Origin of the sequence: uncultured Rhodococcus sp. (assembly GCF_963525155.1) — a bacterium.
Classification (GTDB): domain Bacteria; phylum Actinomycetota; class Actinomycetes; order Mycobacteriales; family Mycobacteriaceae; genus Rhodococcus_F; species Rhodococcus_F qingshengii.
Window position 1 is genome coordinate 1 of the sequence record NZ_CAURKP010000001.1, and the last position, 21,631, is coordinate 21,631.

General features: G+C 61.4%; 21 protein-coding genes. 4 read left to right on the forward strand and 17 right to left on the reverse strand.

Translation table 11 applies throughout. The features are described 5' to 3' along the window. Positions 1 to 532: nucleotidyltransferase family protein (locus RWT78_RS00005; protein ID WP_314672854.1), on the forward strand; the 532-nt coding region annotated here is incomplete at its 5' end. Between the two features lie 58 nt (positions 533 to 590). Next, a complete protein-coding gene (locus tag RWT78_RS00010) occupies positions 591 to 1,394 on the forward strand; it encodes a transglutaminase family protein (RefSeq protein ID WP_030536536.1) in 804 nt (267 codons plus the stop codon). 9 nt (positions 1,395 to 1,403) lie between these two features. On the opposite strand, the gene RWT78_RS00015 is transcribed toward RWT78_RS00010, so the two are convergent. From RWT78_RS00015 to RWT78_RS00030, 4 genes are all read right to left on the reverse strand, one after another. After that, positions 1,404 to 2,375 (reverse strand): alpha/beta hydrolase, encoded by a 972-nt coding sequence (locus RWT78_RS00015; RefSeq protein ID WP_054825391.1) that lies wholly within the window; start codon positions 2,373 to 2,375, stop codon positions 1,404 to 1,406. Positions 2,376 to 2,518: 143 nt separating this feature from the next. Beyond that, positions 2,519 to 2,956, reverse strand: coding sequence for an SRPBCC family protein (locus RWT78_RS00020; protein WP_054801947.1), 438 nt, complete (start codon positions 2,954 to 2,956; stop codon positions 2,519 to 2,521). A 76-nt stretch (positions 2,957 to 3,032) separates the two neighbouring features. After that, the gene (locus RWT78_RS00025) at positions 3,033 to 3,563 is read right to left on the reverse strand and encodes a gluconokinase (RefSeq protein ID WP_020909302.1); all 531 of its coding nucleotides are present in this window, start codon (positions 3,561 to 3,563) and stop codon (positions 3,033 to 3,035) included. Between the two features lie 12 nt (positions 3,564 to 3,575). Continuing rightward, positions 3,576 to 4,964 carry a gluconate:H+ symporter gene (locus RWT78_RS00030; RefSeq protein ID WP_314672900.1) on the reverse strand — a complete coding sequence of 463 codons (1,389 nt, stop codon included), beginning with the start codon at positions 4,962 to 4,964 and terminating at the stop codon, positions 3,576 to 3,578. A gap of 133 nt (positions 4,965 to 5,097) precedes the next feature. Here RWT78_RS00030 and RWT78_RS00035 point away from each other — a divergent pair, with 133 nt between their 5' ends. Further along, a complete protein-coding gene (locus RWT78_RS00035; RefSeq protein ID WP_047272025.1) occupies positions 5,098 to 5,826 on the forward strand; it encodes a FadR/GntR family transcriptional regulator in 729 nt (242 codons plus the stop codon). A gap of 97 nt (positions 5,827 to 5,923) precedes the next feature. Further along, entirely contained in the window at positions 5,924 to 6,931 is a 1,008-nt protein-coding gene (locus RWT78_RS00040; RefSeq protein WP_003940093.1) for an NAD(P)H-dependent glycerol-3-phosphate dehydrogenase, read from the forward strand. 54 nt (positions 6,932 to 6,985) lie between these two features. Here RWT78_RS00040 and RWT78_RS00045 read toward each other — a convergent pair whose 3' ends face one another. The 13 genes from RWT78_RS00045 to RWT78_RS00105 form a co-directional block, all read right to left on the reverse strand. Continuing rightward, complete coding sequence (locus RWT78_RS00045) at positions 6,986 to 7,822, reverse strand: NAD(P)-dependent oxidoreductase (RefSeq protein WP_314672919.1); 837 nt, start codon at positions 7,820 to 7,822, stop codon at positions 6,986 to 6,988. A gap of 173 nt (positions 7,823 to 7,995) precedes the next feature. Beyond that, positions 7,996 to 8,715, reverse strand: a complete 720-nt coding sequence (locus tag RWT78_RS00050; RefSeq protein WP_003940327.1) for a M50 family metallopeptidase — start codon at positions 8,713 to 8,715, stop codon at positions 7,996 to 7,998. Beyond that, positions 8,712 to 9,899, reverse strand: coding sequence for an ATP-binding protein (locus RWT78_RS00055; RefSeq protein ID WP_007729973.1), 1,188 nt, complete (start codon positions 9,897 to 9,899; stop codon positions 8,712 to 8,714). Before RWT78_RS00055 ends, RWT78_RS00050 begins: the two co-directional genes overlap by 4 nt. A gap of 170 nt (positions 9,900 to 10,069) precedes the next feature. Then, a complete protein-coding gene (locus RWT78_RS00060; RefSeq protein WP_314672931.1) occupies positions 10,070 to 11,500 on the reverse strand; it encodes an aldehyde dehydrogenase family protein in 1,431 nt (476 codons plus the stop codon). A 4-nt stretch (positions 11,501 to 11,504) separates the two neighbouring features. Then, positions 11,505 to 12,602, reverse strand: coding sequence for an NAD(P)-dependent alcohol dehydrogenase (locus tag RWT78_RS00065; protein WP_054825389.1), 1,098 nt, complete (start codon positions 12,600 to 12,602; stop codon positions 11,505 to 11,507). Then, on the reverse strand, positions 12,602 to 13,891 hold the full coding sequence (locus RWT78_RS00070; RefSeq protein ID WP_314672935.1) for a cytochrome P450: 1,290 nt from the start codon (positions 13,889 to 13,891) through the stop codon (positions 12,602 to 12,604). Before RWT78_RS00070 ends, RWT78_RS00065 begins: the two co-directional genes overlap by 1 nt. 240 nt (positions 13,892 to 14,131) lie before the next feature. Further along, positions 14,132 to 15,418 carry an MFS transporter gene (locus tag RWT78_RS00075; protein ID WP_314672937.1) on the reverse strand — a complete coding sequence of 429 codons (1,287 nt, stop codon included), beginning with the start codon at positions 15,416 to 15,418 and terminating at the stop codon, positions 14,132 to 14,134. Next, complete coding sequence (locus RWT78_RS00080; protein ID WP_314672941.1) at positions 15,408 to 16,709, reverse strand: FAD-dependent oxidoreductase; 1,302 nt, start codon at positions 16,707 to 16,709, stop codon at positions 15,408 to 15,410. Before RWT78_RS00080 ends, RWT78_RS00075 begins: the two co-directional genes overlap by 11 nt. Before the next feature lie 25 nt (positions 16,710 to 16,734). Continuing rightward, positions 16,735 to 19,029: a CoA transferase gene (locus RWT78_RS00085; protein WP_314672943.1), complete on the reverse strand. Its 2,295-nt coding sequence runs from the start codon at positions 19,027 to 19,029 to the stop codon at positions 16,735 to 16,737. After that, positions 19,026 to 19,874, reverse strand: a complete 849-nt coding sequence (locus RWT78_RS00090) for a MaoC/PaaZ C-terminal domain-containing protein (RefSeq protein ID WP_314672945.1) — start codon at positions 19,872 to 19,874, stop codon at positions 19,026 to 19,028. The genes RWT78_RS00085 and RWT78_RS00090 overlap by 4 nt, the downstream gene beginning before the upstream one ends. 131 nt (positions 19,875 to 20,005) lie before the next feature. After that, positions 20,006 to 20,482, reverse strand: coding sequence for an HtaA domain-containing protein (locus RWT78_RS00095; RefSeq protein ID WP_314672948.1), 477 nt, complete (start codon positions 20,480 to 20,482; stop codon positions 20,006 to 20,008). Then, positions 20,475 to 20,669: a ferredoxin gene (locus tag RWT78_RS00100; RefSeq protein WP_054825380.1), complete on the reverse strand. Its 195-nt coding sequence runs from the start codon at positions 20,667 to 20,669 to the stop codon at positions 20,475 to 20,477. The genes RWT78_RS00095 and RWT78_RS00100 overlap by 8 nt, the downstream gene beginning before the upstream one ends. 2 nt (positions 20,670 to 20,671) lie before the next feature. After that, the gene (locus RWT78_RS00105; protein ID WP_054825379.1) at positions 20,672 to 21,592 is read right to left on the reverse strand and encodes an SDR family NAD(P)-dependent oxidoreductase; all 921 of its coding nucleotides are present in this window, start codon (positions 21,590 to 21,592) and stop codon (positions 20,672 to 20,674) included. Between the last annotated feature and the right edge of the window lie 39 nt (positions 21,593 to 21,631).

Here is a 21,631-nt window from a genome sequence, read left to right on the forward strand (position 1 = left end):
CGGATCCCGCATGGGCAAACCCAAAGCGCTCGTCACAAACACCGAGGGTCAGTCTTGGCTCCACCACGGGGTGACGACACTGCAGTCCGCAGGCCTCTCACCGGTCATCGTGGTGCTCGGCGCGCAGGCAGAGGACGCCCTCGAACTACTGCCCACCACCGATGTCATTGTGGTGATATCGGATTGGCAACACGGAATGAGCGCGTCACTGCGCTGCGGACTCGAAGCCGCCATGCGAATCGACGACGCAGATGCGGCAGCGATCTCCCTGGTCGACGTCCCGGACCTCAACGCAGACACCGTGACGCGGATCGTGGGTCACAGCTCCCCATCACGAAACATACTGCGAAGAGCTGTCTTTCACGGCCGTCCCGGCCATCCCGTCCTGATCGGACGCGACCACTGGCCGACGCTTGCAAAGTCACTCACCGGGGACGGCGGCGCCAACACCTACCTACGCGAACACGGGGTCGAGTTGGTGGAGTGCAGCGACCTCAGCAGCGGCGTCGACGTCGACTACCCCGAAGCCTGATCGCACGTCACAATCCTCCCAGGTGGTGGGTGTCCGTATTCGGTGTAAAGATGGCCCGATGAAACGTACCGTCGCCGCCCTGCTCGACATCGAGATCGACGAGGCGACCAACCTGGAGTTCAAGATCGCGGTGACGCGCGCGCCGGGTGTCGAACTGCTGGAAACGATGTCGTTCGTCCATGACGGCAATCCGCTCGAACCCCGCGAGATCACCGCCGAACACGGTACCCGGATTCACCTACTCGACTGTGCCCCAGGCAAACTGATCGTCAGCTACGACGCAACCGTCATCGGCCGCGCAGAACCGGCGTCGGTCAGCGACTACGACGTGTCGAAATATCTGCGCCCCAGCCGGTATGCCGAGGCCGACAAGTTCTTCGGTTTTGTCGCCGGGCAATTCGATCTCGCCACTCCCCCGGCCGAACTCCTCCTCGAAGTCACTCGCTGGGTGAGTACACATTTGAGTTATGTTCCCGGCACCAGTCGCGGCACCGACAGTGCGGTCGACACCTTGCTCGCCGGCGCCGGAGTGTGCCGCGACTACTCGCACCTGACCATCTCACTGCTGCGCGCCGTGGGGATTCCCGCTCGACTGGTGGCCGTCTACGCGCCGGGCTGCGATCCGATGGATTTTCACGCCGTAGTCGAAGCCAATATCGACCACGTCTGGCGCGTGGTCGATGCAACGCAATTGGCGCCGCGCAGCAATCTTGTGCGCATCTCGACCGGCCGAGATGCCGCAGACACAGCCTTCCTCGACAATCACGGCGGTTCGATCACGTTGCACGCCTCGGAAGTTCGCGCAGTCGTCGACGGCGTTCTCGACAACGACGACTACGCAACACTCACATCGATCGGCTGAAAAGCAGCGTCAGGCGCTGATCTGGTTCTGCGATGCCATCGTTCGCTCGAGGAACTTGATCGTGAGATCGACGATCGCCTTCCCCTCCCGAAGAGCTTTCCCGATCACCGGGAAAGCATGGATCTGCCCACTCCAGATGTGCGTTTCGACGGCTTGTCCTGCCTTGATCAAGTTTTCGGTCATGATCTCGACGTCCGGACGCATCAGTTCGTATTCGGCGGACACCAGGAACGACGGCGGAATCAGACTGGCGTCGGCGTTGATCGGCGACTGCGCACCAGGAATCTCGTCCGGACCCTCGAGCCACCGGTCCTTGAGCTTTTCGACCTGTGACATCGGTAGGTAGGCATCACGTTTCATGAAATCGGGATCATGGTCCTCGAGGTTCACGTTGAGAAGAGGGGAATATCCCACCACGGCAGCGGGCCGCGTGATTCCGCGCAGTGCGGTAATTTCGGCGACCTTCATGGCCAGGTATCCGCCCGCCGAGTCACCGGCAACCACAATCTTGTTCGGGTTTTCGGCTGTCTCGAGCAACGCGGTGTACGCGGCCATTGCGTCCTTGACGGAGGTGCCGATGGAACCTTCCGGCAGCTGGCGGTAGCGCACGGAGATCACCGGTACTCCGGCCTTCGCAGAGAGCAAACCGCACAGTGCCCGGTGCGTTGCCAGACCGCAGAAGACGAATCCCCCTCCGTGGAAGTAGAGGATCGTGGCGCCGGCCAACTCGCCCTGCGCTTTGCGTGGATGCTGCACCTTCTCGCTGGGCACACCACCCAGCGTGAAAGGCTCGATATCGAGGTTCTTCGGCTTCGGCAGTTTGTCCGCCATCGCGTCGAGTCGCTCGAGTTGGCGGATACCACGTTCGGTGGTCGGCCAGAGGGTGAACATCGGCTTCACGAACGTCCTGGTCAGGCAGAAGATAACCCGCGCTCGCGGACTCACGTTCCAATGCCATACCGTCGAATCTCGCGTCCGCATAGCGTCCTCCCAGGTCAAGCCGTTTTGTGCATTTGAGTTACACATACTTGTCGGCTGCTGATGTGAACGATAACTGACGCTGCGTCAAAATGACACGACGGGTATGGATCAATTGCTCGAGCGTGTGCAAGTTCTGGTCGCGATCACGGCCGGGAGAGATATGCGCACAGTCCGCGGTGCCCTCCACGCATCATCGCTTCATGATTCCACTCGAACAGCGGCTTCGCGACCTTCGCGGCCAGACCAAGCGCTCCGGACACCGCTACCTGTTGCCGAAATTCGGCTGCGCAACCAGATCCAGCGGGGCGCACCGCCCAGCTACTCCACCCGGTCATTGCGCCGGTGAGACGCACTTTCAGATAGCGGTCAACTGAGTCTTCCACCTCGCGTCGCCCGAAGACCAGCAGCGTCAGAGGGACAGCGCTGCGGATGGACATGGAGCCTGAATGCTCGTCGATCGTCCCGACTCGGCGTATCTGAGGCCACCACTGCGAATACCGTTCGGCATCCGCGAGAACCTCGTAGACGCGGTCAGCAGAGGCAGGAAGCGTCCAGACGCTGTGGAAGTCGAAGTCGGTCACGGTTCAGTCCGTCTGCGCAGCAGCAGTCACCCAAGCACCGTAACCCGAACCTCGGGTGCTTACACGCCGGGCTTGCTCAGTATTCGAATGTCTCCACCCGTCGCAGGATCTCCTCCGCGATCTTGGCGGGACTCCCGCCCACGTCGACGACGATGGCCTGTTCGTCCGGGTCGACGGCCTCGAGTGTCGAGATCTGGGAGTCGAGCAGCGAGGCGGGCATGTAGTGATCGAGGCGAGCGGTCAATCGCTGGCCGATCTGATCCCGCGAACCGGCGAGGTGCACGAACACGACGTGCTCACCGCGAAGCACGTCGCGGTAACTCCGCTTGAGTGCCGAACACGTGACGATGCCCGGCTGACCGGCGTCGGTATGGCTCTTGATCCAGACGGCGATCTTGTCGAGCCAGGGCCAGCGATCGTCGTCGTTCAGCGGATGCCCGGTCGCCATCTTGTCGATGTTCGCCTGCGGATGCAGATCGTCGCCTTCTTGAAGGTCCCAACCCATCGCTCCGGCGAGCATGCCGCCGACCGTCGACTTTCCCGAACCCGAGACACCCATCAGGACGAGCACGGGATACTGCTTCTGCTGTGCCGCTTCGCTGTTCATGTGCTCGCCTACCTAGATGAATGCGCTCAACACGAGCACTCCGGCCAGGCCCGATACCGAGATGATGCATTCCATCACGGTCCAGGTCTTGAGGTTCTGTACCACGCTGACGCCCAGATACTCCTTCACCAACCAGAATCCGGCGTCGTTGACGTGCGAGAGGAAGAGCGAGCCTGCGCCGATCGCCAAGACCATCAGCGAGACATGTGCGGACGAGAGATCGGCCGCAACCGGAGCAAGGATGCCCGACGCCGTCACCGTTGCCACCGTCGCCGAACCCGTTGCGACGCGGATCAATACCGCTACCAGCCAGGCCAGGAACAGCACGGGGAGGCTGCTGCCCTTGATCGCGTCGGCGATCACTCCGGCGATACCGGTGTCGATCAGGACCTGCTTGAAACCGCCACCGGCGCCGACGATCAACAAGATGCCTGCGATGGGAGGTAGGGAACTCTCGAGTGACTTCGAGATGGCCTTGCGGTCCATTCCGCCGCCGCGACCCAACAGCACCATACCGACCAGAACCGCGAGACCCAAAGCCACAACGGGTGTTCCGAGGAAGTCGAGGACGGACTTGGGGAGTGCCTCGGAATCGGGTGCGATCACGTCTGCAAATGCTTTGCCCAGCATGAGAACAACCGGCAGGAGGATCGCTGCGAGGGTAGCCGCGAACGAGGGACGCTGCTTCTTCTCTTTCTCGCCTCGATCTTCGCCTGTGACAAAAAGATCCGGGACCGTTACGTCGACCCACCGCGCGGCGTACTTACTGAAGACCGGTCCGGCGAGAACAACCGTGGGGATCGCGACGAGGACACCGAGAGCGAGGGTGAGGCCGAGGTTTGCGTTCAAAGCCGAGACTGCAACCAGCGGCCCGGGGTGCGGGGGAACCAACCCGTGCATGGCCGAGAGGCCGGCGAGGGTGGGGATCGCGATGCGCATCAGGGACAAGCCGGAACGCCGCGCGACGAGGATGATGACCGGCATCAACAGGACGAGACCGATTTCGAAGAACATCGGCAGACCGATCACTGCGCCGACCAGAGCCATGGTCCACGGAAGTGCCTTGGTGCTGGAACGGCCGACCAGCGTGTCGACCACTCGGTCGGCACCGCCGGAATCGGCGAGGAGTTTGCCGAACATCGCGCCGAAACCGATCAGGATTCCAACGCTTCCCATTGTCGACCCGAAGCCTGTCGCGAATGCCGCGACCGACTCGGCCGATCCGAGGCCGGCCGCCAGACCGACGCCCACCGCGCCGATGGACAGCGCGAGGAAGGGATGCAGGTCCAGCCAGGTGATCAACGCGATGATGACCGCGACGCCGGCGACTGCAGCGATGATCAATCGTGCGTCGCTACCAGCGGGGACGACCTCGGCCGCCAGCAATGCTGTGGTGTTCATAGGGACTCCCAGTCCGATGAGTGATTGAGGTCACTGTTCCTTAATTAACCTACAATTTCAAGAGCAGACACTAATTTGTAGTATTTATTCGGCTTCCACCGGGCTTACTCCATACGCATGGGACGATCTACGTATGCCTTCTGTCCCGTTTCAGCAGTTACACGACTCGATGCTGGAACAGCTCGGCCAAGACATAGTCGGTGGTGTGCTCGCTCCGGGAACCACGATCTCCGCCGACGAGGTGGCAACGCGATACGACGTGTCGCGAACCGTCATCCGCGAAGTTGTCCGCGTTCTCGAATCCCTCGGACTCGCCTCGGTTCGTCGACGCGTCGGAATCACCATCCTGGGCTCCGAACACTGGAACTCGCTCGACCCCAATGTCATCCGCTGGCAACTGGCCGGTCCTGATCGGTTCGAGCAACTTTCGATCCTCAGTGAACTCCGTTCCGGCATCGAACCTCTGGCTGCGCGACTGGCCGCAACTCGCGCCACACCTGAGCAGTGCGGCGCTCTCACTGCAGCCGTCATCGGCATGTCAGCTACCTCGCGCGCTGCCGATACCGACGCATATCTCGGCCATGATTCCGACTTTCACCGCACATTGCTCGCCGCTTCCGGCAACCCGATGCTGCGGGCGATGTCGCAGATCGTCGTCGAGATACTCGAAGGCCGCACCCGCCACTCGTTGATGCCCCACGAGGCCGACCCCGAAGCGATTCACCTGCACGGAGTGGTCGCATCTGCTATTCAGGCCGGGGACGCCGACGCCGCGGAAGCCGCCATGCGCTCGATCGTCGCGGAATCCGCAGAAGCGGTCGAAACAATGCGCGAAAGCCCCGAACCGCCGCCTCATCTGTAAGTCGAGCCACAGACTCGGCGGAATTGGCCCGCAACTGCTCCGCAAGTGGAACGCTTGGCGCCATGACAGCACTCGCTACCCAGAACAGCGCACTCTGATGGCCCGCCCGGTACGCGTCGTCGTCCTCGGTGCCGGATCGTGGGGAACCACGGTGGCCGGCCTCGCCGCCCGCAACACCCCGACCCTGTTGTGGGCACGCAATTCCGAAGCAGCCGACGAGATCAATTCGCAACGGACCAACTCCAAATACCTTGGTGAGCGCAAACTTCCCAAGGGGCTCAAGGCAACCTCGGATCTGGTCGAAGCCGCCCGCGAAGCGGACGTACTCGTATGCGGGGTGCCATCGCACGCCGTTCGCTCCACCCTCGCCGAGATCGCCAACGAGGTTCGGGCGTGGGTCCCGGTGTTGTCACTGTCCAAGGGCCTCGAGCCCGGCACCCGGCAGCGTCCCACCGAAGTGATCGCCGAGTGCCTGCCCGGCCATCCCGTCGGATTGCTCGCGGGCCCCAACATCGCCAAAGAAATCGTCGACGGCATGGCCGCGGCATCGGTCGTGGCCACCCAGGACGATCGTGTCGCCGCCGCGCTGCAACCCCTGTTCGCATCGTCGGTCTTCCGCGTCTACCGCAACACCGACGTACTCGGCTGTGAACTCGGCGGCATCCTCAAGAACATCGTTGCCATCGCCTCGGGCATGGCTGACGGTCTGGGGGTCGGTGACAACACTCGTGCGATGGTGCTCGCACGCGGTCTCGCCGAGATGACCCGACTCGGTGAGGCGATGGGCGCCAACCCGCGCACCTTTGCCGGCTTGACGGGCGTCGGCGATCTGATTGCCACCTGCATGGCTCCGACTTCTCGCAATCGTCGCGTCGGCGAAGCTCTGGCGCAGGGATTGACCGTCGAGGAGGCGGTAGCCAAGCTCGGCCAGGTTGCCGAGGGCGTCAAGACTGCCCCCACCGTCATGGATCTGGCCCGTGAATACGGTGTCGACATGCCGATTGCCGCGGAGGTCGAGGCCGTCATCGGCGGTCGCCAAAGTGCCAGCGACGCATATCGCGGACTTCAGAAGGTTGCCCCGGGCGGCGAGCACGAAGTGGCGTGAGGAAGATCTACATGTATCTAGCGATTTGGCTAGATACCTGTAGATCGCCCGAGGTCACGGAATTGGAGCGTCGACGAAGATGTCGATCGCCAACGGTGACCGACCGCCGTACTGCGAGAAGTCCGAGATCCCCGCCTCGCGCAAGATCTCGACGTCGAGCACTGTACGACCGGTATCCGTGCCGGCGGGACGCCCGAGAATCTCGACAGCCGCATCGGCCATGATCTCGGGTGAACGCGAGTGCTCGATACTGTCGTCTCCCCCGAGCAGGTTTCCGACAGCGGCCGTGGCGATCATGGTCTCCGGCCACAGGCAATTACTCGAAATCGGTGCACCTGAATACTCTGCGGCGATGCCCAAGGCCGCCAATGTCATTCCGTATTTGGCCAACATGTAGCCCGGATGAGCACCCAACCAGTGCGGCGAAAAGTTGAGCGGCGGCGACAGCGTCAACACGTGCGCATTGGCCGAAACCCGAAGGTACGGAAGGCACGCGCGGGTGAGCGCGAAGCTACCACGGACATTGACCTGCTGCATCAGATCGAATCGCTTCATCGCGAGATCTTCGGTTTTCGAGATGTCGAGGACGCTCGCGTTGTTGACCACGATGTCGATGCCACCGAAGTGCTCTACCGCTGCAGCCACGGCCCGCGCGATGTCGTCGTCGTTCCTCACGTCGCCGACGACCGGAACGGCATGACCCTCGAGCTCGTTCAACTCGTCCACAGCCGTGTGGATAGTTCCGGGCAGCCTGGGATCCGGCGTATCGGTCTTGGCGAGCAACACGATATTTCCGCCGCGGCGCGCTATCGCACGGGCGATGGCAAGTCCGATGCCACGGCTTCCCCCGGACATGATCGCGGTTCGTCCGCGGAAGTTCTTGTAGTCCAAAACGAATCCTTGTCATCGTCGACGGTCTTCGTCGTTGCGGGTGTGGCCGTGTGAAGTCCCCACACGACCCCTCGTCGACTTCCACGATATGAGCGCCTTCATGCGATGACTACGTCCGCAGAGCATCAACAATCGTTGGTCCGTTGTCCTGACGGGACAACGGATCAATCCGGTCAGCCACCCACCGGGCGCAGAATCCACCATCCGCCGAGCACGAGCACCGCTACGTTCACGAGCAGGAACAACCCGACCCAGACGATCGCGGGTATCGGTGAGAGCCTGGCCAATTGGTCGGCGTCCGAGTCCGGTGCCCCGCCTCGTCGCATTCGCTGCCGTTGAAGTTCCACGACCGGGCGTGGTCCGGCAAAGAGGAGGAAGAGCGTCAGGAAGTACGCTGCGGCCACTTGCTGCTCCTGGGTCCCCCACCAGACGAGCCCGAACAACACGGCTCCCACGACTGCAAGTGAGAAGACTCCGTAGAGGTTTCGGATCAGGACCATCATCACCGCGATGACGAATACGCCGATCCACAGCACCGAGACCGCACGCTGCGCGCCCAACAACCCGGCCGCGCCGAGTCCGAGAATCGACGGTCCGACGTACCCCGCGAACGTCATCAGAATGACGCCGAAGCCGGTCGGTTTGCCCGACGAGATCGCAACACCCGACGTATCCGAATGCAGGCGAAGACCTTTCAACCGTCGACCGACCAGGACGGCGACGATCAGATGAGCACCCTCGTGTGCGATGGTGACGACGTTGCGGGCGATCCGCCACAGGTGTGGTTCGAGAACAATGATCACGGCGATCAACGCGGCCAGTTGAACTACCCACGCCGGTGGATTGGGACTGAGCGCCGCCACCCGATCCCACGCGGTTTCGAGCGCGTTCACTCCGCTTGTCCGCGCAGGTATCGGCCGAAGTGCGGGACCGTGAATCCGATGGATCCACGTTCTGCCGAATAGATCAGCCCCTTCTTGATCAGTCCATCGCGTGCCGGCGACAGGGAAGCCGGTTTGCGCCCCAACTCGACGGCGATCTTCGCGGTTGCGACGGGCCCGTCGTCACCGGCGAGATCGGCCATGGCGCGCATGTACTCACGCTCCGCGGGCGTTGCTCGCTCGTACCGCGATCCGAAGAAACCGACAGCGAGTTCTTCCTCCGCCGTCGGCGCGCCGACGCGCACGTCTTCTGCCGTGATCGGACTCGACGCCGCCACATCCCACGTGGCTTTTCCGTAGGCCTGAACGAAGTACGGGTACCCGTCAGCCGCTTCGTACAGAGCGTCGAGCGCGGATTCGGTGAACTCGACGTCCTCACGCTCGGCAGGTGCGATCAGCGCCTGATCTGCAGCTTCACGCTCGAGGCGGTCGATCCGGTGGTAGCTGAACAGGCGCTCCGAGTAGCTTTTCGACGCCGACAGCACAGCAGGCAGATGCGGAAGCCCCGCCCCGACGACGATCAACGGTGCCGCGTCCTGACTCAACTCGTGGCAGGCCCCGCAGATCGCCGAGACATCCGCGGCTCCGAGGTCCTGCATCTCGTCGATGAAGATGGCGATCCCGACGCCGACATCTCTGGCCAGCGACGACGCGTCGAGCAGCAACTCGACGAGGTCGATCTCGATGTCGCCGCTGTCTGCCCGACCTTTGATCGCGGGTGCATCGATGCCTGGCTGCCAGCGCTCGCGCATTCCCTTGTCCGCAGTGGCGCGTAGGGCAAACGATTTGAGGACTCCGAGGAACTGCTCGACCCGCTCCGGATCGCGATGGGAGACCGCGATCTCTCGGACTGCCATGTGCAGCGCCGACGAGAGTGGGCGTCGTAAATCCTGATCGGGGCGCGCCTCGATCTTGCCTGTCCCCCAGCTTCGGGAGATCGCGGCCGAACGCAACTGATTGAGCAGGACGGTCTTGCCGACGCCACGCAAGCCGGTGAGGACAACACTTCGTTCCGGGCGGCCACGCGCAATTCGCTCGAGAACGACGTCGAAGGCGTCGATCTGCTTGTCGCGCCCGGCGAGTTCCGGCGGGCGTTGACCGGCACCGGGGGCATACGGATTGCGCACGGGGTCCATGCCCATCGACGGTACAAGCCGCGTAGACGGATATCCCTCTCTCTAGCGCGTGTCCTAGAGAGAACTAGGGACGGCAATATTCGAACGACGATCGCCGACAAATTGGCATTGTCGACGATCGTCGCGCTGACCTCCGAGCCACGGGCGCGCAGGTGGGCGGTATCTCTCGCTCAGTTGCGAGGAGGAGCTGCGATAACCTGGATGTCTGTGAAGCCGTAAAGCCCCCAAGGGCCGTTCTCCACTCCTACGCCGCTTGCCTTGTGCCCACCGAACGGGAGGTGCGGCAGGACACCGCGACCGTGGCCGTTGATCGCTACCTGCCCAGCATCGATGTGGGACGCCACCGAGGCCGCATGATCTACGTCATTGCTCCAGACGGAAGCGGTCAAGCCGTACTCGGAATTGTTCGCCCGATCGATAGCATCACGCTCGTCCTGGAAGGAAACGATCGGTAGGACGGGGCCGAACTGCTCCTCATCTACAATTCGCATTCCGTCATCAACCCGATCGAGAATCGTTGGACTGAAGAAATAGCCGTCGCGGTCCAGCGGAGCGCCGCCGGCCACAGCCCGAGCGCCGTTCCCAATTGCATCGAAGACCAGTTCCTTGACCCGCGCGAATTGAGGCGCATTGTTCACCGGCCCCAGTTGGACTCCGCTGTCCATCCCGTCGCCGACTGCCACATCCTTCGCAATCGCGGCGAGCGCGTCTACCAATCTCGGCTTTATGCTCGCATGTGCGTAAACGCGTTTGACGGCAAGGCAGATCTGCCCGTTGTTGGCGAAAGCACCCCAAAACAGCTTTGGCGCGATCTCTTCGATGTTTGCGTCTGACAGGATGATTGCCGGATCGTTTCCTCCGAGCTCGAGCGTCACCCGCTTGAGATCTTCAGCCGCCGACACTGCCACTCTGCGTCCGGTGGCGGTGGACCCGGTGAAACTAACCTTACGAGGGATGCGATGACTTACCATGGCCGCACCCAACGGGTCTGGACCTGTCACGACATTGAAGACACCGTTGGGAAACACTCCGCGAAGTACGTCACCTATCGCGAGCGTGGCCAGCGGCGTGAACGGAGATGGCTTGACAACGATCGTGTTGCCGGCGCGTAGCGCAGGGGCGATCTTCCACATGGCGAGCATTATCGGAAAATTCCAGGGTGTGATCGCGCTGACGACACCTAGCGGACGGCGAACGACCTGCTCGAATGCTTCTGCATCGTCGCGGATGATTTCCGGCGGAAGCTCGAGATCTGCGTAGTAACGCAGCCAAACCGCAGCGGCGTGAAACTCCGCTTCGGCGTCACTGAGCGGCTTACCCTGTTCTGCCGTGAGCACCGGAGCAAGGTCCGCAGCTCTGGCGTCCAGTACGTCTGCGGCCTTGCGCATCGCCTCGCGTCGTGTGTTGTCGTCGGTGCGCCAAACGAGGTATGCCGCGTGGGCGGCCTCGAAAACACCGTCGAGCTGATCGACTGTCACTGACGGTGCTAAGCCGAATGGACGCCCGGTCGATGGATTGATCACCTCGAAATGGTCCGACACGGACAGGTCTTCACCGTTCGACGTCGCTGCAAAGACCTGGGAAATTGGTCTGGTTGTCATGAGGTCAGCTCCTCTCCGAGCCGAAAGTGAGGACAGGTTTGATTGTGTGACCGGACAGAGAATCGAGCACCGCTCGATTGATTTCCTCGAACGGATATACGTTCACGAACTGGTCGAAGGGGAATCGGCCGTCACGCCAGTACTCGATGAGTTGCGGAATGAAGATCTGTGGAACCGCATTGCCTTCGAGGACGAACGTAATACTCCTTCCAGCGAGAGCGGTCGGTGATACGCGGAGCTCGTCCGATCCCGCGCCGACCAACACGGCCTTGCCCGGGCGTGCAAGCACATCGACGGCTGTGGAGATCACTGCACCTATCGCGGTTGTGTCGAATGTGAAGTCCATCCCTGCGGTGCCGTTCCGCACTTGATCGGCCACATCGTCGGCGTCGCCGCGCACCACCCGGGTGGCGCCGACTTGGAGTGCGACGTCCAGCCTCGACTGGTGAAGATCCACCACGACGATGTCAGTTGCGCCGGCTATCTTGGCGGCCATCACTGCTGCGAGACCGACAGCTCCGGCGCCGAAGACGGCGATTGACTGACCGGGTGCAATCTTCATCTCATTCAAGACCGCACCGGCGCCGGTCTGCAGGCCACAGCCCAACGGTCCGAGCAATCCGAGCGGAAGGTCAGGATCGATGACCACGAGGTTTCGCTCGGTAGCAATGGCGAATTCACCGAACGAGGACTGCCCAAACCAGCGATTGGCGAGCGGCTTGTCATCGGTGTCTACGGCAGCCGTCGTGGCATCAGCCCGATAGCCGGTGAGATTTCGACGTTCGAACTCGTCACAGTACGCGGGTGATCCACTCTGACAGTTCTTACAGGTACCGCAGGAATCGAAACTCAATAGGACGTGGTCTCCGGGTCCGACCTGGGTGACCGCCGATCCGACTTCCTTGACGATCCCGGCTCCTTCGTGCCCCAGGATCGCCGGTCCTATCGCCTCCGCCAGACCGGGGTCTCGCAACAGCAGATCGGTGTGACAGATACCGACACCGACGATTTCGACCAGGACCTCGTTCTGCCGGAGTTCGCCGAGTTGTACATCTTCGATCGTGAAAGGAGCATCGTGATTCCGCAGTATCGCTGCGCGCATTATTTCGTCCTCGCCGGTAGAGACTTGACGCCATGGATGAAGTCGCTTCGGAGATCAACCGGTTCCCCGATCTGAAGATCGGGAAGCCTCGTGAGAATCTGTGAGAACAACGCCCGAAGCTGCGCTTTCGCGACACCATTGCCCAGGCAGTAGTGCACGCCACCGCCACCGAATCCCAGGTGTGGTCGCGGCTCCCGATTGAGGTCGAAGGTGTGTGCATCAGTCCACACGTCCTCATCCCTATTTCCCGAGCAGTAGAAAATCACTACTTTGTCGCCGGCCTGAATCTGCTGTCCGCGGATCTCGACGTCGCGAGTCACTGAGCGACCGAACTCGAGGACGGGTGAGGCATGGCGAATGAACTCCTCGATCGAACGGCCGATTCGACCGTCGAAGTCCTCCACGAGCCATTTGCGCTGATCTGGGTTGCGATCGAGAGAGATCACGGTGCGCGTCGTGGTCTGCTTCGTCGTGTCGTTCCCGGCGACGCTGAGAAGACCCATAATTGCCCCGATGTCTTCGGTGTCCAGGCGCCGACCGTCGAACTCCGCCTGTGCGAGCGCAGTCGCGATGTCGTCGGCAGGGTACTTTTTTCGATGTTCGACCAGATCTACGCCGATTTCCACAAGAGTGTTCATCTGTTGGCTCAGGAACTCGGACAGACTGACACCATCTGGGACTATGTCCGGATCATTGATCCCTACTGCATTGTCACCCGCCTGGGCGAACGCCTCCACGAGTTCTTCAGGGACGCCGATCAAGTCCGCGACTGTCATCATCGGCAGCCTGGCCGACACGTCGGTCACGAAATCGAACTCGCCTGCGTCGATCACACGATCGATGATTTGCTCGGCGCGCTCGTTGATCTTCTGGCTGAGTCTGGCAACTGCCTTCGGTGTGAAGGCCGCGCTCATGATCTTGCGATACCGAGTGTGATCCGGCGGGTCCATTGTCAGACAGTGCGACGCACCGACGATGTCCCAGTCCTGTGAGCGAAACATCTGGCCACCACGGCGCTGATCTGAACTGAAGGTCTGGTGGTCCAAGCTGATTGCAGTGATGTCTTCGTGTTTCGTGATCGCCCAGAAGCCTACGTCTCGATACTTTTCAGGGATTTCGGGCGTCTCTCGCGCGCGGTGCCAGCTTACTGGTGCCTCGCGGCGCAGCTTCGCGAATACCTCATCTCGAGCTATGAAATCCTGATTCCAGAAGCTGTCCGAACTGATGTCGACGTCTGTTGTGACGGGGTGCTCGTTCCGGAACATGCCCGGATACTTGATCATGGCCATTCGATCCTCATTCCTAGCGGTTGCGGTGCGGCGAACCGCCACACCTTGTTTCGATGAACTCATTAACCCGAATAGGCAAATTTCCGTGAAGCCTGGAAGCGGAGTCAAAACTGATCGAGTTGCTCCGAATATGTTGCTTCACAGATGTTTTAGAAAATTTCTGTCACGGTACGACCCCAGCCTGGATCCACTCGCCACGTTTGTCTTCAAACAAGACAGGCGCTTGAACTCGTGCCTACATCATTCGGCTGTGCGTGTAACCCGCCGCCAAGACACGAGAGAGTGAATGAGGGCCCAGGTCAATACGAGCACAGCCGCGGTGAGTACCACCCACATCCCGAGCTGCTCGGCAATCAACCCTCCGAGCGCCGGGCCGATGATGGCAAAAATGTCGAAGGTTATCCAGAAGGCACCCGTCGCAGCAGCCGACCGACCTCCCGGCGTGTCGGCAAGCAAGGCCCCGGTGGCGGATTGTTGAACGCCACCAGCGAAACCGAGGGCAGCAAACGCTACCAACGCGACCCACACGAGATTTCCACCGCCCAACAAAGCGAACCCGATGATCGCTGCCACGTACGAACTCGCCAACAAGGGAAAGCGACCGAACCTGTCCGACCCGACACCCGCACCGACAGTCCCGAGCACCTGTGAGAGCGCAGCAATCGTCAACGCAATGCCAACAAAGGCAACCGTGTGCCCGACCGACTCGAGATAGGCAGGCAAGATCGCGCTCCGAACTCCGTAATACACAGCGCCACTGATCATCTGGCCGACAATGACGGTTGCGAACACGGGACTTTTGAGCAGCCAGCGAAACGTAACTCGACTCATCCGATCATCACCCTCGGCCGCCTCGCTTCCGGGCTCGGGTCGATTCTCGACCGTACGGATCGACCGAACCCTGTGCAGGAAAACGAGTGTCATGACGGCGCCGACGATCAACACCAAACCATAGATCGCCAGCGGAAGACGTGGATCCAACAGGACTATCGCGCCGCCGATCGCCGGTCCCGAGACAGTTCCGATCCCGACCATTCCAGCCTGCAGACTCATTGCCCGACCACGGTGAAGCGGCGGGGAAATCGCCACCATCAACGCGGTCGACGCAATCGTGTATGCCGCACTACCGACACCACTGAATGTGCGAAACACGATGAAGGCGTTGTAATTGTCGGCAGACCCCGCCAACAGCGTCATACTCCCTTGGAATGCGAGTCCGCTCGCCAATATCGGTTGCAAGGGGACCCGCCGTAGAACGGACGTGAGTCCCACATTTGTCACCAGGCGTGCGGCGGCGAACCCGCTGATGGCAACAGTCATCGCCGCCACCCCCACTCCGTAGAGGCTGCCAAGCGCCGGCAGAGCGGGAACCACAACACCCAACCCGATCGACGACAGCAAACTGATCAGAGCGATGACCCAGATCTCGCGAGGCAGTCCGGCCGATCCTTCTGTCTCCTCCGGTTCTCCACATCGAGTGTCCGTGCTGGAGTCGGGAGACAACGCCCCCGAAGGCTCAGATGCCACTGGGCGCCTGCTCGTGCGGAGACAACAGCTCGATTGCGGAATCCCATTCGCCACCGTCCTGAATTATGCGACGTAGCTTCATGATTCGGCGACGCTCGTTGAGCGTCGCCGCCCCGACGAGGCGATTGTCTTTGCGGTACAAAGCTACGAACTTCTCTTCGTCTGGCCCGCCTGTCACGAATTCGACCGTATCTGCGAGAGCTGAACCGACGAACTGAATCCGATGCCCGTACCAGTCGCTCCAGAAGTACGGCACCGTTTCGAACGGCAATTGCTCGTCCTGCCCCAGCACCGCGTTCAAGCCGGCGCGCGCACCCTGATCCGCGGCGCTGGTCCAGTTCTCGAGGCGCATCGCGATGCCCATAGTCGCGTTCGGCCAATGCGCGACATCGCCCGCTGCGTACACACCGGGGACAGAGGTGCGCAGGTACTCGTCACATACCACCCCGCCGTCAACCGCGCTGAGAAGAATGCCGGAGGATTCGAGCCAGCCGGTCGCAGGAACCGCACCTATGCCCACAATGACCAGGTCGGCCGGAATTCGCTCACCACCCACCGTCAACACCTCGGTGACGCGGCCGTTGACGCCCCGGATCTCGTCGACACTGGCACCGCATATCAAGCGAACGCCGTGCCGCGCGTGCAATCCTGAGATCGCCTCGCCCACTCGGTCTCCGACCGCACGGACAAGAGGTACCGGAGCCGCCTCGAGAATTGTCACACGGGCACCGCGACTCTTTGCCGCCGAAGCCATTTCCGACCCGATGAAGCCTGCACCGATGACAACGACGTCCTTGGCCCGTCCGAGTTCTTTGCGGATCGCGACCGCGTCATCCAGCGTGCGAAGCGTAGCGACGCCTTGGAGATCACCGACAGATGGAATGAGTCTCGGTGATGCTCCGGTCGCAATAACCAGGACGTCGTAATCGATCCGCTCCTCGCCTACGACGATTTGCCGACGCTCGGGATCGAGTGCCGTCACCCGCGTCGACAGGCGCAACTCGATGTCGTCGGCCTCGAGTTCCTCAGGTGTCACGAAATAGTCAGGCTCCGCGTCGTCAGCGAGGTATGCCTTGGACAATGGCGGGCGATCGTATGGAAGGTGCGGTTCGTCTCCGATGAGCGTTACCGGTCCCCAGTATCCGTCCCGTCTGACGGCCTGCGCCGCGCGCAGGCCGGCCAGCGATGCTCCGACTATCACCAGGCCTGCGGCCATATCGAGATTCCTCAATCCTTTTGCATTCACGGCGAATCTCAACTGAGACAGCACTTCCACGTGGGTATCGGTCATGTCAATCGTTTTCAACTCGGAAACCTCACCGGTACGAGATGGGCAACACGTGCTCGAGCGGCTGCCCGGCGTGTACGACCTGGGCTTCGACGAGTGCACAAATCTGGGACTCGTCCATACCGACAGCGCGCAAAACGTCTCGCGTGTGCTCTCCGACTCCCGGGGGGACCATCGGTCCACGCCGTTGCGTCCTGCTGAAACCGGCATACTTACCGGTCTGAACAAAAGTGCTGCCGTCGTCCGACTTGCGAATATGAAATGCTTCGTGCTCGAGTAGTTCCGGGTCACGGACTACCGCGGAGACAGTCCGCACCTCAGCACAGGGAATCTCCGCATTCTTCAGGTCGGCCAGTGCGTCAGCGGTGTTGCGCACAGCGATGGAAGCTCTGATGTCTTCTCCCAGATTTTCAGTCGAGATGATGCCGACCGATCGCAAACGGCGGATCGCCGCCTCGCGGTCGCGTTCGTCGACGTCTACCGCAATCCATCCATCCCTTGTGCGGTAGTAGGACTGGAGCGAATGAGCGCCCCGATAGTCGTGACCCCCCTTGACGGGCGCTGGCGCCCCGTCGAATCGCACCATGCTCTCCATCTGTAAGAACACCGACGTGGCCGCAAGAGAATTCCAACTGCGCTGCCCAAGTCCCGAGATCTGTCGTTCGTAGAGACCGAGCAATGCGAGAAGGGCGCTGATCGAAGCGGTGGCAACGTCCGTGATAGCGACGGTGTTCGCCACCGGAATGTCGTCACCTCCCCATGCCGACATCATTCCGCTCTCCGCTTGAAGCACCATGTCCACGCCGGGACGCATCGCGTTCGGACCGCGCTCGCCGTAGGCGGACAGCGATTGCGTCACAATCCGTGGGTTGACGGAGGCAAGGGCGTCATAGTCGATTCCCAGCTTCTTCATGACCCCCGGGCGCATCGCGTCCATCACCAGGTCGGCCTCTGCCGCCAGGCGGAGGAACACACTGCGTCCCTCGTCGCCGGAAAGATCGATCGCAATACTCCGCATCCCGCGATTGAATGTGTACGCCGACAACCGAAACGGGTCACCTGCATAGGGCTCGACCTTGATGACGTCGGCGCCCAGTTCGCTGAGTAACATTCCCGCGTACGGCGAAGCGACGAATGTTCCCATGTTCAACACTTGAAACCCGGTGAGCGGCCCGGGCACGAATCGTGGTTCACGGCTCTCGGACAGTTCCTTGGCCGGCCATGGAGGGATACCGTCATGTTCGCCAGGCCGCGGTGCGTACAAACGGACCGCTCCCGGTGTCCTCGTCAGATTGATCGGGATCCCCGGCATTTCAACCGAACCACGTGCCGGGTCCTCTATCTGCACACGCATGTCAATTGCGGCAACCTGCTCGCTGTCGAACCACTCCTCTCGCGAGTTCATCGGCCCACAGGGAATTCCCGCGTTTTCGATGAGGGTAAGCATGTCCGACCGACTCTTCGATGCAAACGCCGCTTCCACCAACGCTTGCACCCAGGGCAGATTCTCTGGCAGTGCCATCCTCGCGGTGACTCCGCCTATGCGAGGGTCCGTCAGCACGTGCTCGAGTTCGAGGACACGTAGAATCCGTTCCTCGAACTTAGATCCGAGTGCACCCACCGACATCCACAAACCGTCTCCGCAAACGAAGTGCCTGTAGGTCGGGTGCCGACCCGTCGCGCCGATCGCGGTGTCCGGATCCGGTGCGGCCGGACTGACGGTAAGCGAACCGACAGTTGCCTCGAGGATCGCTTGAATCCCCGTGACAGTAACAACCTGACCAGCGCCGGAGACCGTGCGCTCGATGAGCGCGGCGACTGTACACACCGACGCCCAGATGCCGTGGATGTAGGAGATGAACGGTGACATGCTCGCGACGGGTCCGCCCTTCACCGACGACTGACGCATCGCCTGTCCCGCGATCCCGGCAAGAATGTGATTCGATTCCCCTCCGATCCACGCGGGATCGCTGTCGAGGTACGCGGGCAATCTCACCGTGACGAGTTCCCCGTTTCGTGCGCCCTGTTCGGCTACCTGATGTCCCCAGTCCGAGAGCTCTGCATCCGCACCCAGTATCACCACGTCAGCAGCCGCGACAGACTGTGTCAGCCAGTCGACGTGGGCTCGATCCATGGGATCGACGCGTACGCTTCGCTTGTTTCGGTTCCAGACCGCGTATCCTGAACTGGAGCTTTGCGGGTCACCGGCTGTACCTTCGACTCGAACGACGTCGGCACCGAAATCACCGAGGAACATTCCGACAATCGGGCCTGCAATGCCGACGGACAGGTCGAGCACGCGCACACCGGACAGAGCACTCATCGTGCACTCCTGAGGCTCATCCGGCCACGATCGATAACCACGTCACCGGACGAATCCATGGTGCGAAAGAGCGCGCCGTCGGCGGTCTTCCACACCTGCACTTCGAGCGTCTCACCCAATTGAACTGGCTTGGTAAACCGGCCGTACATGCTACCGAAGCATGAAGGATCCGAGTCTGCAACAGCGTGTAGCAGTGCACGCGCCGTGAACCCATAGGTCGCCATTCCGTGAAGGATCGGCGCTGGAAACCCGGCCTTGACCGCGAACTCAGGATCGCTGTGCAGCGGATTTCGGTCACCGGTCAGGCGGTAGATCAGTGCCTGTTCCGGCAACGTCTCGTAGGTCAGAATCGAATCGGGTTCCCGCTCAGGACTGGCCCAGCCATCTGTTGGTCCGCGCTGACCGCCGAACCCACCCTCGCCACGGACGAACATCCCCGACCCGAGGCGGGCCAACAGCTTGCCCGATTCGAAGTCGACTACATCGGTAGTTGTGGCGATCAATGCGCCCGAACCCTTGTCGTATATGCCGTCGATGCGCATAGTCGACCGCACATGGCCGTCGGCAGGTATGTCACCGAGAAGCTCGAAATGCATGTCAGCGTGGAGCATTCGAGTCATATCTACCGAAAAGCCAACTGGCAAAACAGATCTTGCAGCGACGCAGATGAACGATGGCAGAACCCGGTGTCCGACAGCCGAGTTCTCGGTCGTGAACTCCAACTCCGTACTGGGATCGCCGTGACCGGCGCCCACGGCCACAGCGTAAAGCAACGTGTCTTTCGCGGTCCAGCGCTGTTCGGTCTCACCCCCTGCCGCTCCGACGAACGCGAGGTCGATTGCCATGTGTAATTCCTTAATGATTGATGCGGATTGTGCCGCCATGTCCCGGTACCGAGCACTACCATTTGCAGCAAGTCACTGCTCGGCGGAGAGTCCCGGTTCATGCGGGCTGATGAGTGCAGGCCGAAGACCATTCAGGCGTGCAAATACTCGATAGGGTCGAGTTCCGTTCCTGGCGGATAGGTACCGTTGAAATGAGAGACGGCTTCTTTGCGCAGTATCATTGGGGCCGTGGTGGATTCGCCCGGCGATACCGCAACGGCCCAACCGATCACAATCCTCTTCCTCGCATCGTTGACCAGTCCGGAAAGCTCCTCGATCTCGCCGACTCTGTGCAAGTGGAGGTTTCCGATAGTCAGATCGAGAAGTCCGTCGTGTGCCAGAAAATGGACGCTCCCAACGGTGATCAGAGCATCGCGCGTCGTCGCCACAACCGGAAAGCCGAAGCTCTCACCGAGGTCGACGGCCCCACCAGTAGGTACAGCCGAACCGCCAACTCCTCTCAGATAAGTACGGAAGGAGCCGCGAACTCCCCACCCGAGAAGATTCGAGTTGGCACGATCCGAACATCGCGCCCGCAAGGGGTTCGCGCCAGAAGCACGCTCAGTCATCGACGATTTTGAGTGCGGTTGCTGGACAGGCTCGGACTGCCTCCTCAACTTCAGCACGGTCGTCGTCGGCGATAGTTTCCCTGAGAATCCAGAGCGCACCATCGTCGTCTACCTCGAAGTGCGATTCAGATACCGACTCGCAGATCCCGATACCAGTACAGCGTTCACGATCAACCACTACTCTCATGGTCAGCTACCGATCTGTGCGGCGAACGGAGTCGCGGGTAGGCCATCTGCAAGGGGGCGGAACCTGCGCTCGATCTCAGGAGCTAGTGTCGCGACATTCCAGGGCGCCTCGCCACTGATCGTCTCGATTTCTTCTGGCACGTTGTAGAGACCGACGTCGAAGCCAGCTGCGGAGATGACCCGCCCGGACAGCCAATCAGATTGCTCGGACGCGAGGTACGCGGTCACTGGTGCGATGTTCTCAGGCGAGAAGCGCGCGTCTGCGAACTCGCTTCCGATGCTCTTGTCAACAGGAATCGTCGCGGTCAGACGGGTCGCTGCACCCGGCGCAATGGCGTTCGCCGTAACTCCGTAGCGGGCAAGCCCATTCGCGAGCGACTGTGTGAGTCCGACGATGCCCATCTTGGCAGCGGCATAGTTGGGTTGTCCGGGCGATCCGTGCAAACCCGACGACGACGTGAAGTTGACAACTCGGTAGTGCCCGTCTGGATTTCGCTGCTTACGCCAGTAAACCGACGCGGGCTTGAGCGTGCTGTAGTGACCGCGCAGGTGTACGCGGATGACGGCATCCCAATCCTCTTCGTCCAGGTTGAAGATCATTCGGTCGCGGAGAATACCGGCGACATTGACGACGACATCGAGCTTGCCGAAGATTTCCACCGCCATATCGACGAGACGCTGACCTGTCGTAGTTTCTGCGATGTCTCCGCCATCGGCGATGGCAACCGAATCTCCGACGGCGGCATTCAACTCTTTCGCAATTTCATACGCCGGCCCCGCATCAGCACCGGTTCCGTCGCCTTGCGACCCCAGGTCGTTGACAACGACTCGGGCGCCCTCATTCACATAGAGCCGCGCGATCGACGCTCCGATTCCACGCCCCGCGCCGGTGATGATAGCCACCCGGCCGTCCAAGACTCCCATTTTCAAACTCCTCCTTGTGCAATGAACCCCACGTATGGA

Bases quoted from the DNA above. Each gene is read 5' to 3' on its own strand.
- RWT78_RS00065 (WP_054825389.1), bottom strand. From the start codon at position 12,602: ATGCGCGCAGCGATACTGCGGAATCACGATGCTCCTTTCACGATCGAA.
- RWT78_RS00030 (WP_314672900.1), bottom strand. From the start codon at position 4,964: ATGAACACCACAGCATTGCTGGCGGCCGAGGTCGTCCCCGCTGGTAGC.
- RWT78_RS00095 (WP_314672948.1), bottom strand. From the start codon at position 20,482: ATGACTGAGCGTGCTTCTGGCGCGAACCCCTTGCGGGCGCGATGTTCG.
- RWT78_RS00105 (WP_054825379.1), bottom strand. From the start codon at position 21,592: ATGGGAGTCTTGGACGGCCGGGTGGCTATCATCACCGGCGCGGGGCGT.
- RWT78_RS00070 (WP_314672935.1), bottom strand. From the start codon at position 13,891: ATGGCCATGATCAAGTATCCGGGCATGTTCCGGAACGAGCACCCCGTC.
- RWT78_RS00025 (WP_020909302.1), bottom strand. From the start codon at position 3,563: ATGAACAGCGAAGCGGCACAGCAGAAGCAGTATCCCGTGCTCGTCCTG.
- RWT78_RS00100 (WP_054825380.1), bottom strand. From the start codon at position 20,669: ATGAGAGTAGTGGTTGATCGTGAACGCTGTACTGGTATCGGGATCTGC.
- RWT78_RS00015 (WP_054825391.1), bottom strand. From the start codon at position 2,375: ATGCGGACGCGAGATTCGACGGTATGGCATTGGAACGTGAGTCCGCGA.
- RWT78_RS00060 (WP_314672931.1), bottom strand. From the start codon at position 11,500: ATGACAACCAGACCAATTTCCCAGGTCTTTGCAGCGACGTCGAACGGT.
- RWT78_RS00085 (WP_314672943.1), bottom strand. From the start codon at position 19,029: ATGAGTGCTCTGTCCGGTGTGCGCGTGCTCGACCTGTCCGTCGGCATT.
- RWT78_RS00090 (WP_314672945.1), bottom strand. From the start codon at position 19,874: ATGGCAATCGACCTCGCGTTCGTCGGAGCGGCAGGGGGTGAGACCGAA.
- RWT78_RS00080 (WP_314672941.1), bottom strand. From the start codon at position 16,709: ATGACCGATACCCACGTGGAAGTGCTGTCTCAGTTGAGATTCGCCGTG.
- RWT78_RS00010 (WP_030536536.1), top strand. From the start codon at position 591: ATGAAACGTACCGTCGCCGCCCTGCTCGACATCGAGATCGACGAGGCG.
- RWT78_RS00035 (WP_047272025.1), top strand. From the start codon at position 5,098: ATGCCTTCTGTCCCGTTTCAGCAGTTACACGACTCGATGCTGGAACAG.
- RWT78_RS00055 (WP_007729973.1), bottom strand. From the start codon at position 9,899: ATGGACCCCGTGCGCAATCCGTATGCCCCCGGTGCCGGTCAACGCCCG.
- RWT78_RS00040 (WP_003940093.1), top strand. From the start codon at position 5,924: ATGGCCCGCCCGGTACGCGTCGTCGTCCTCGGTGCCGGATCGTGGGGA.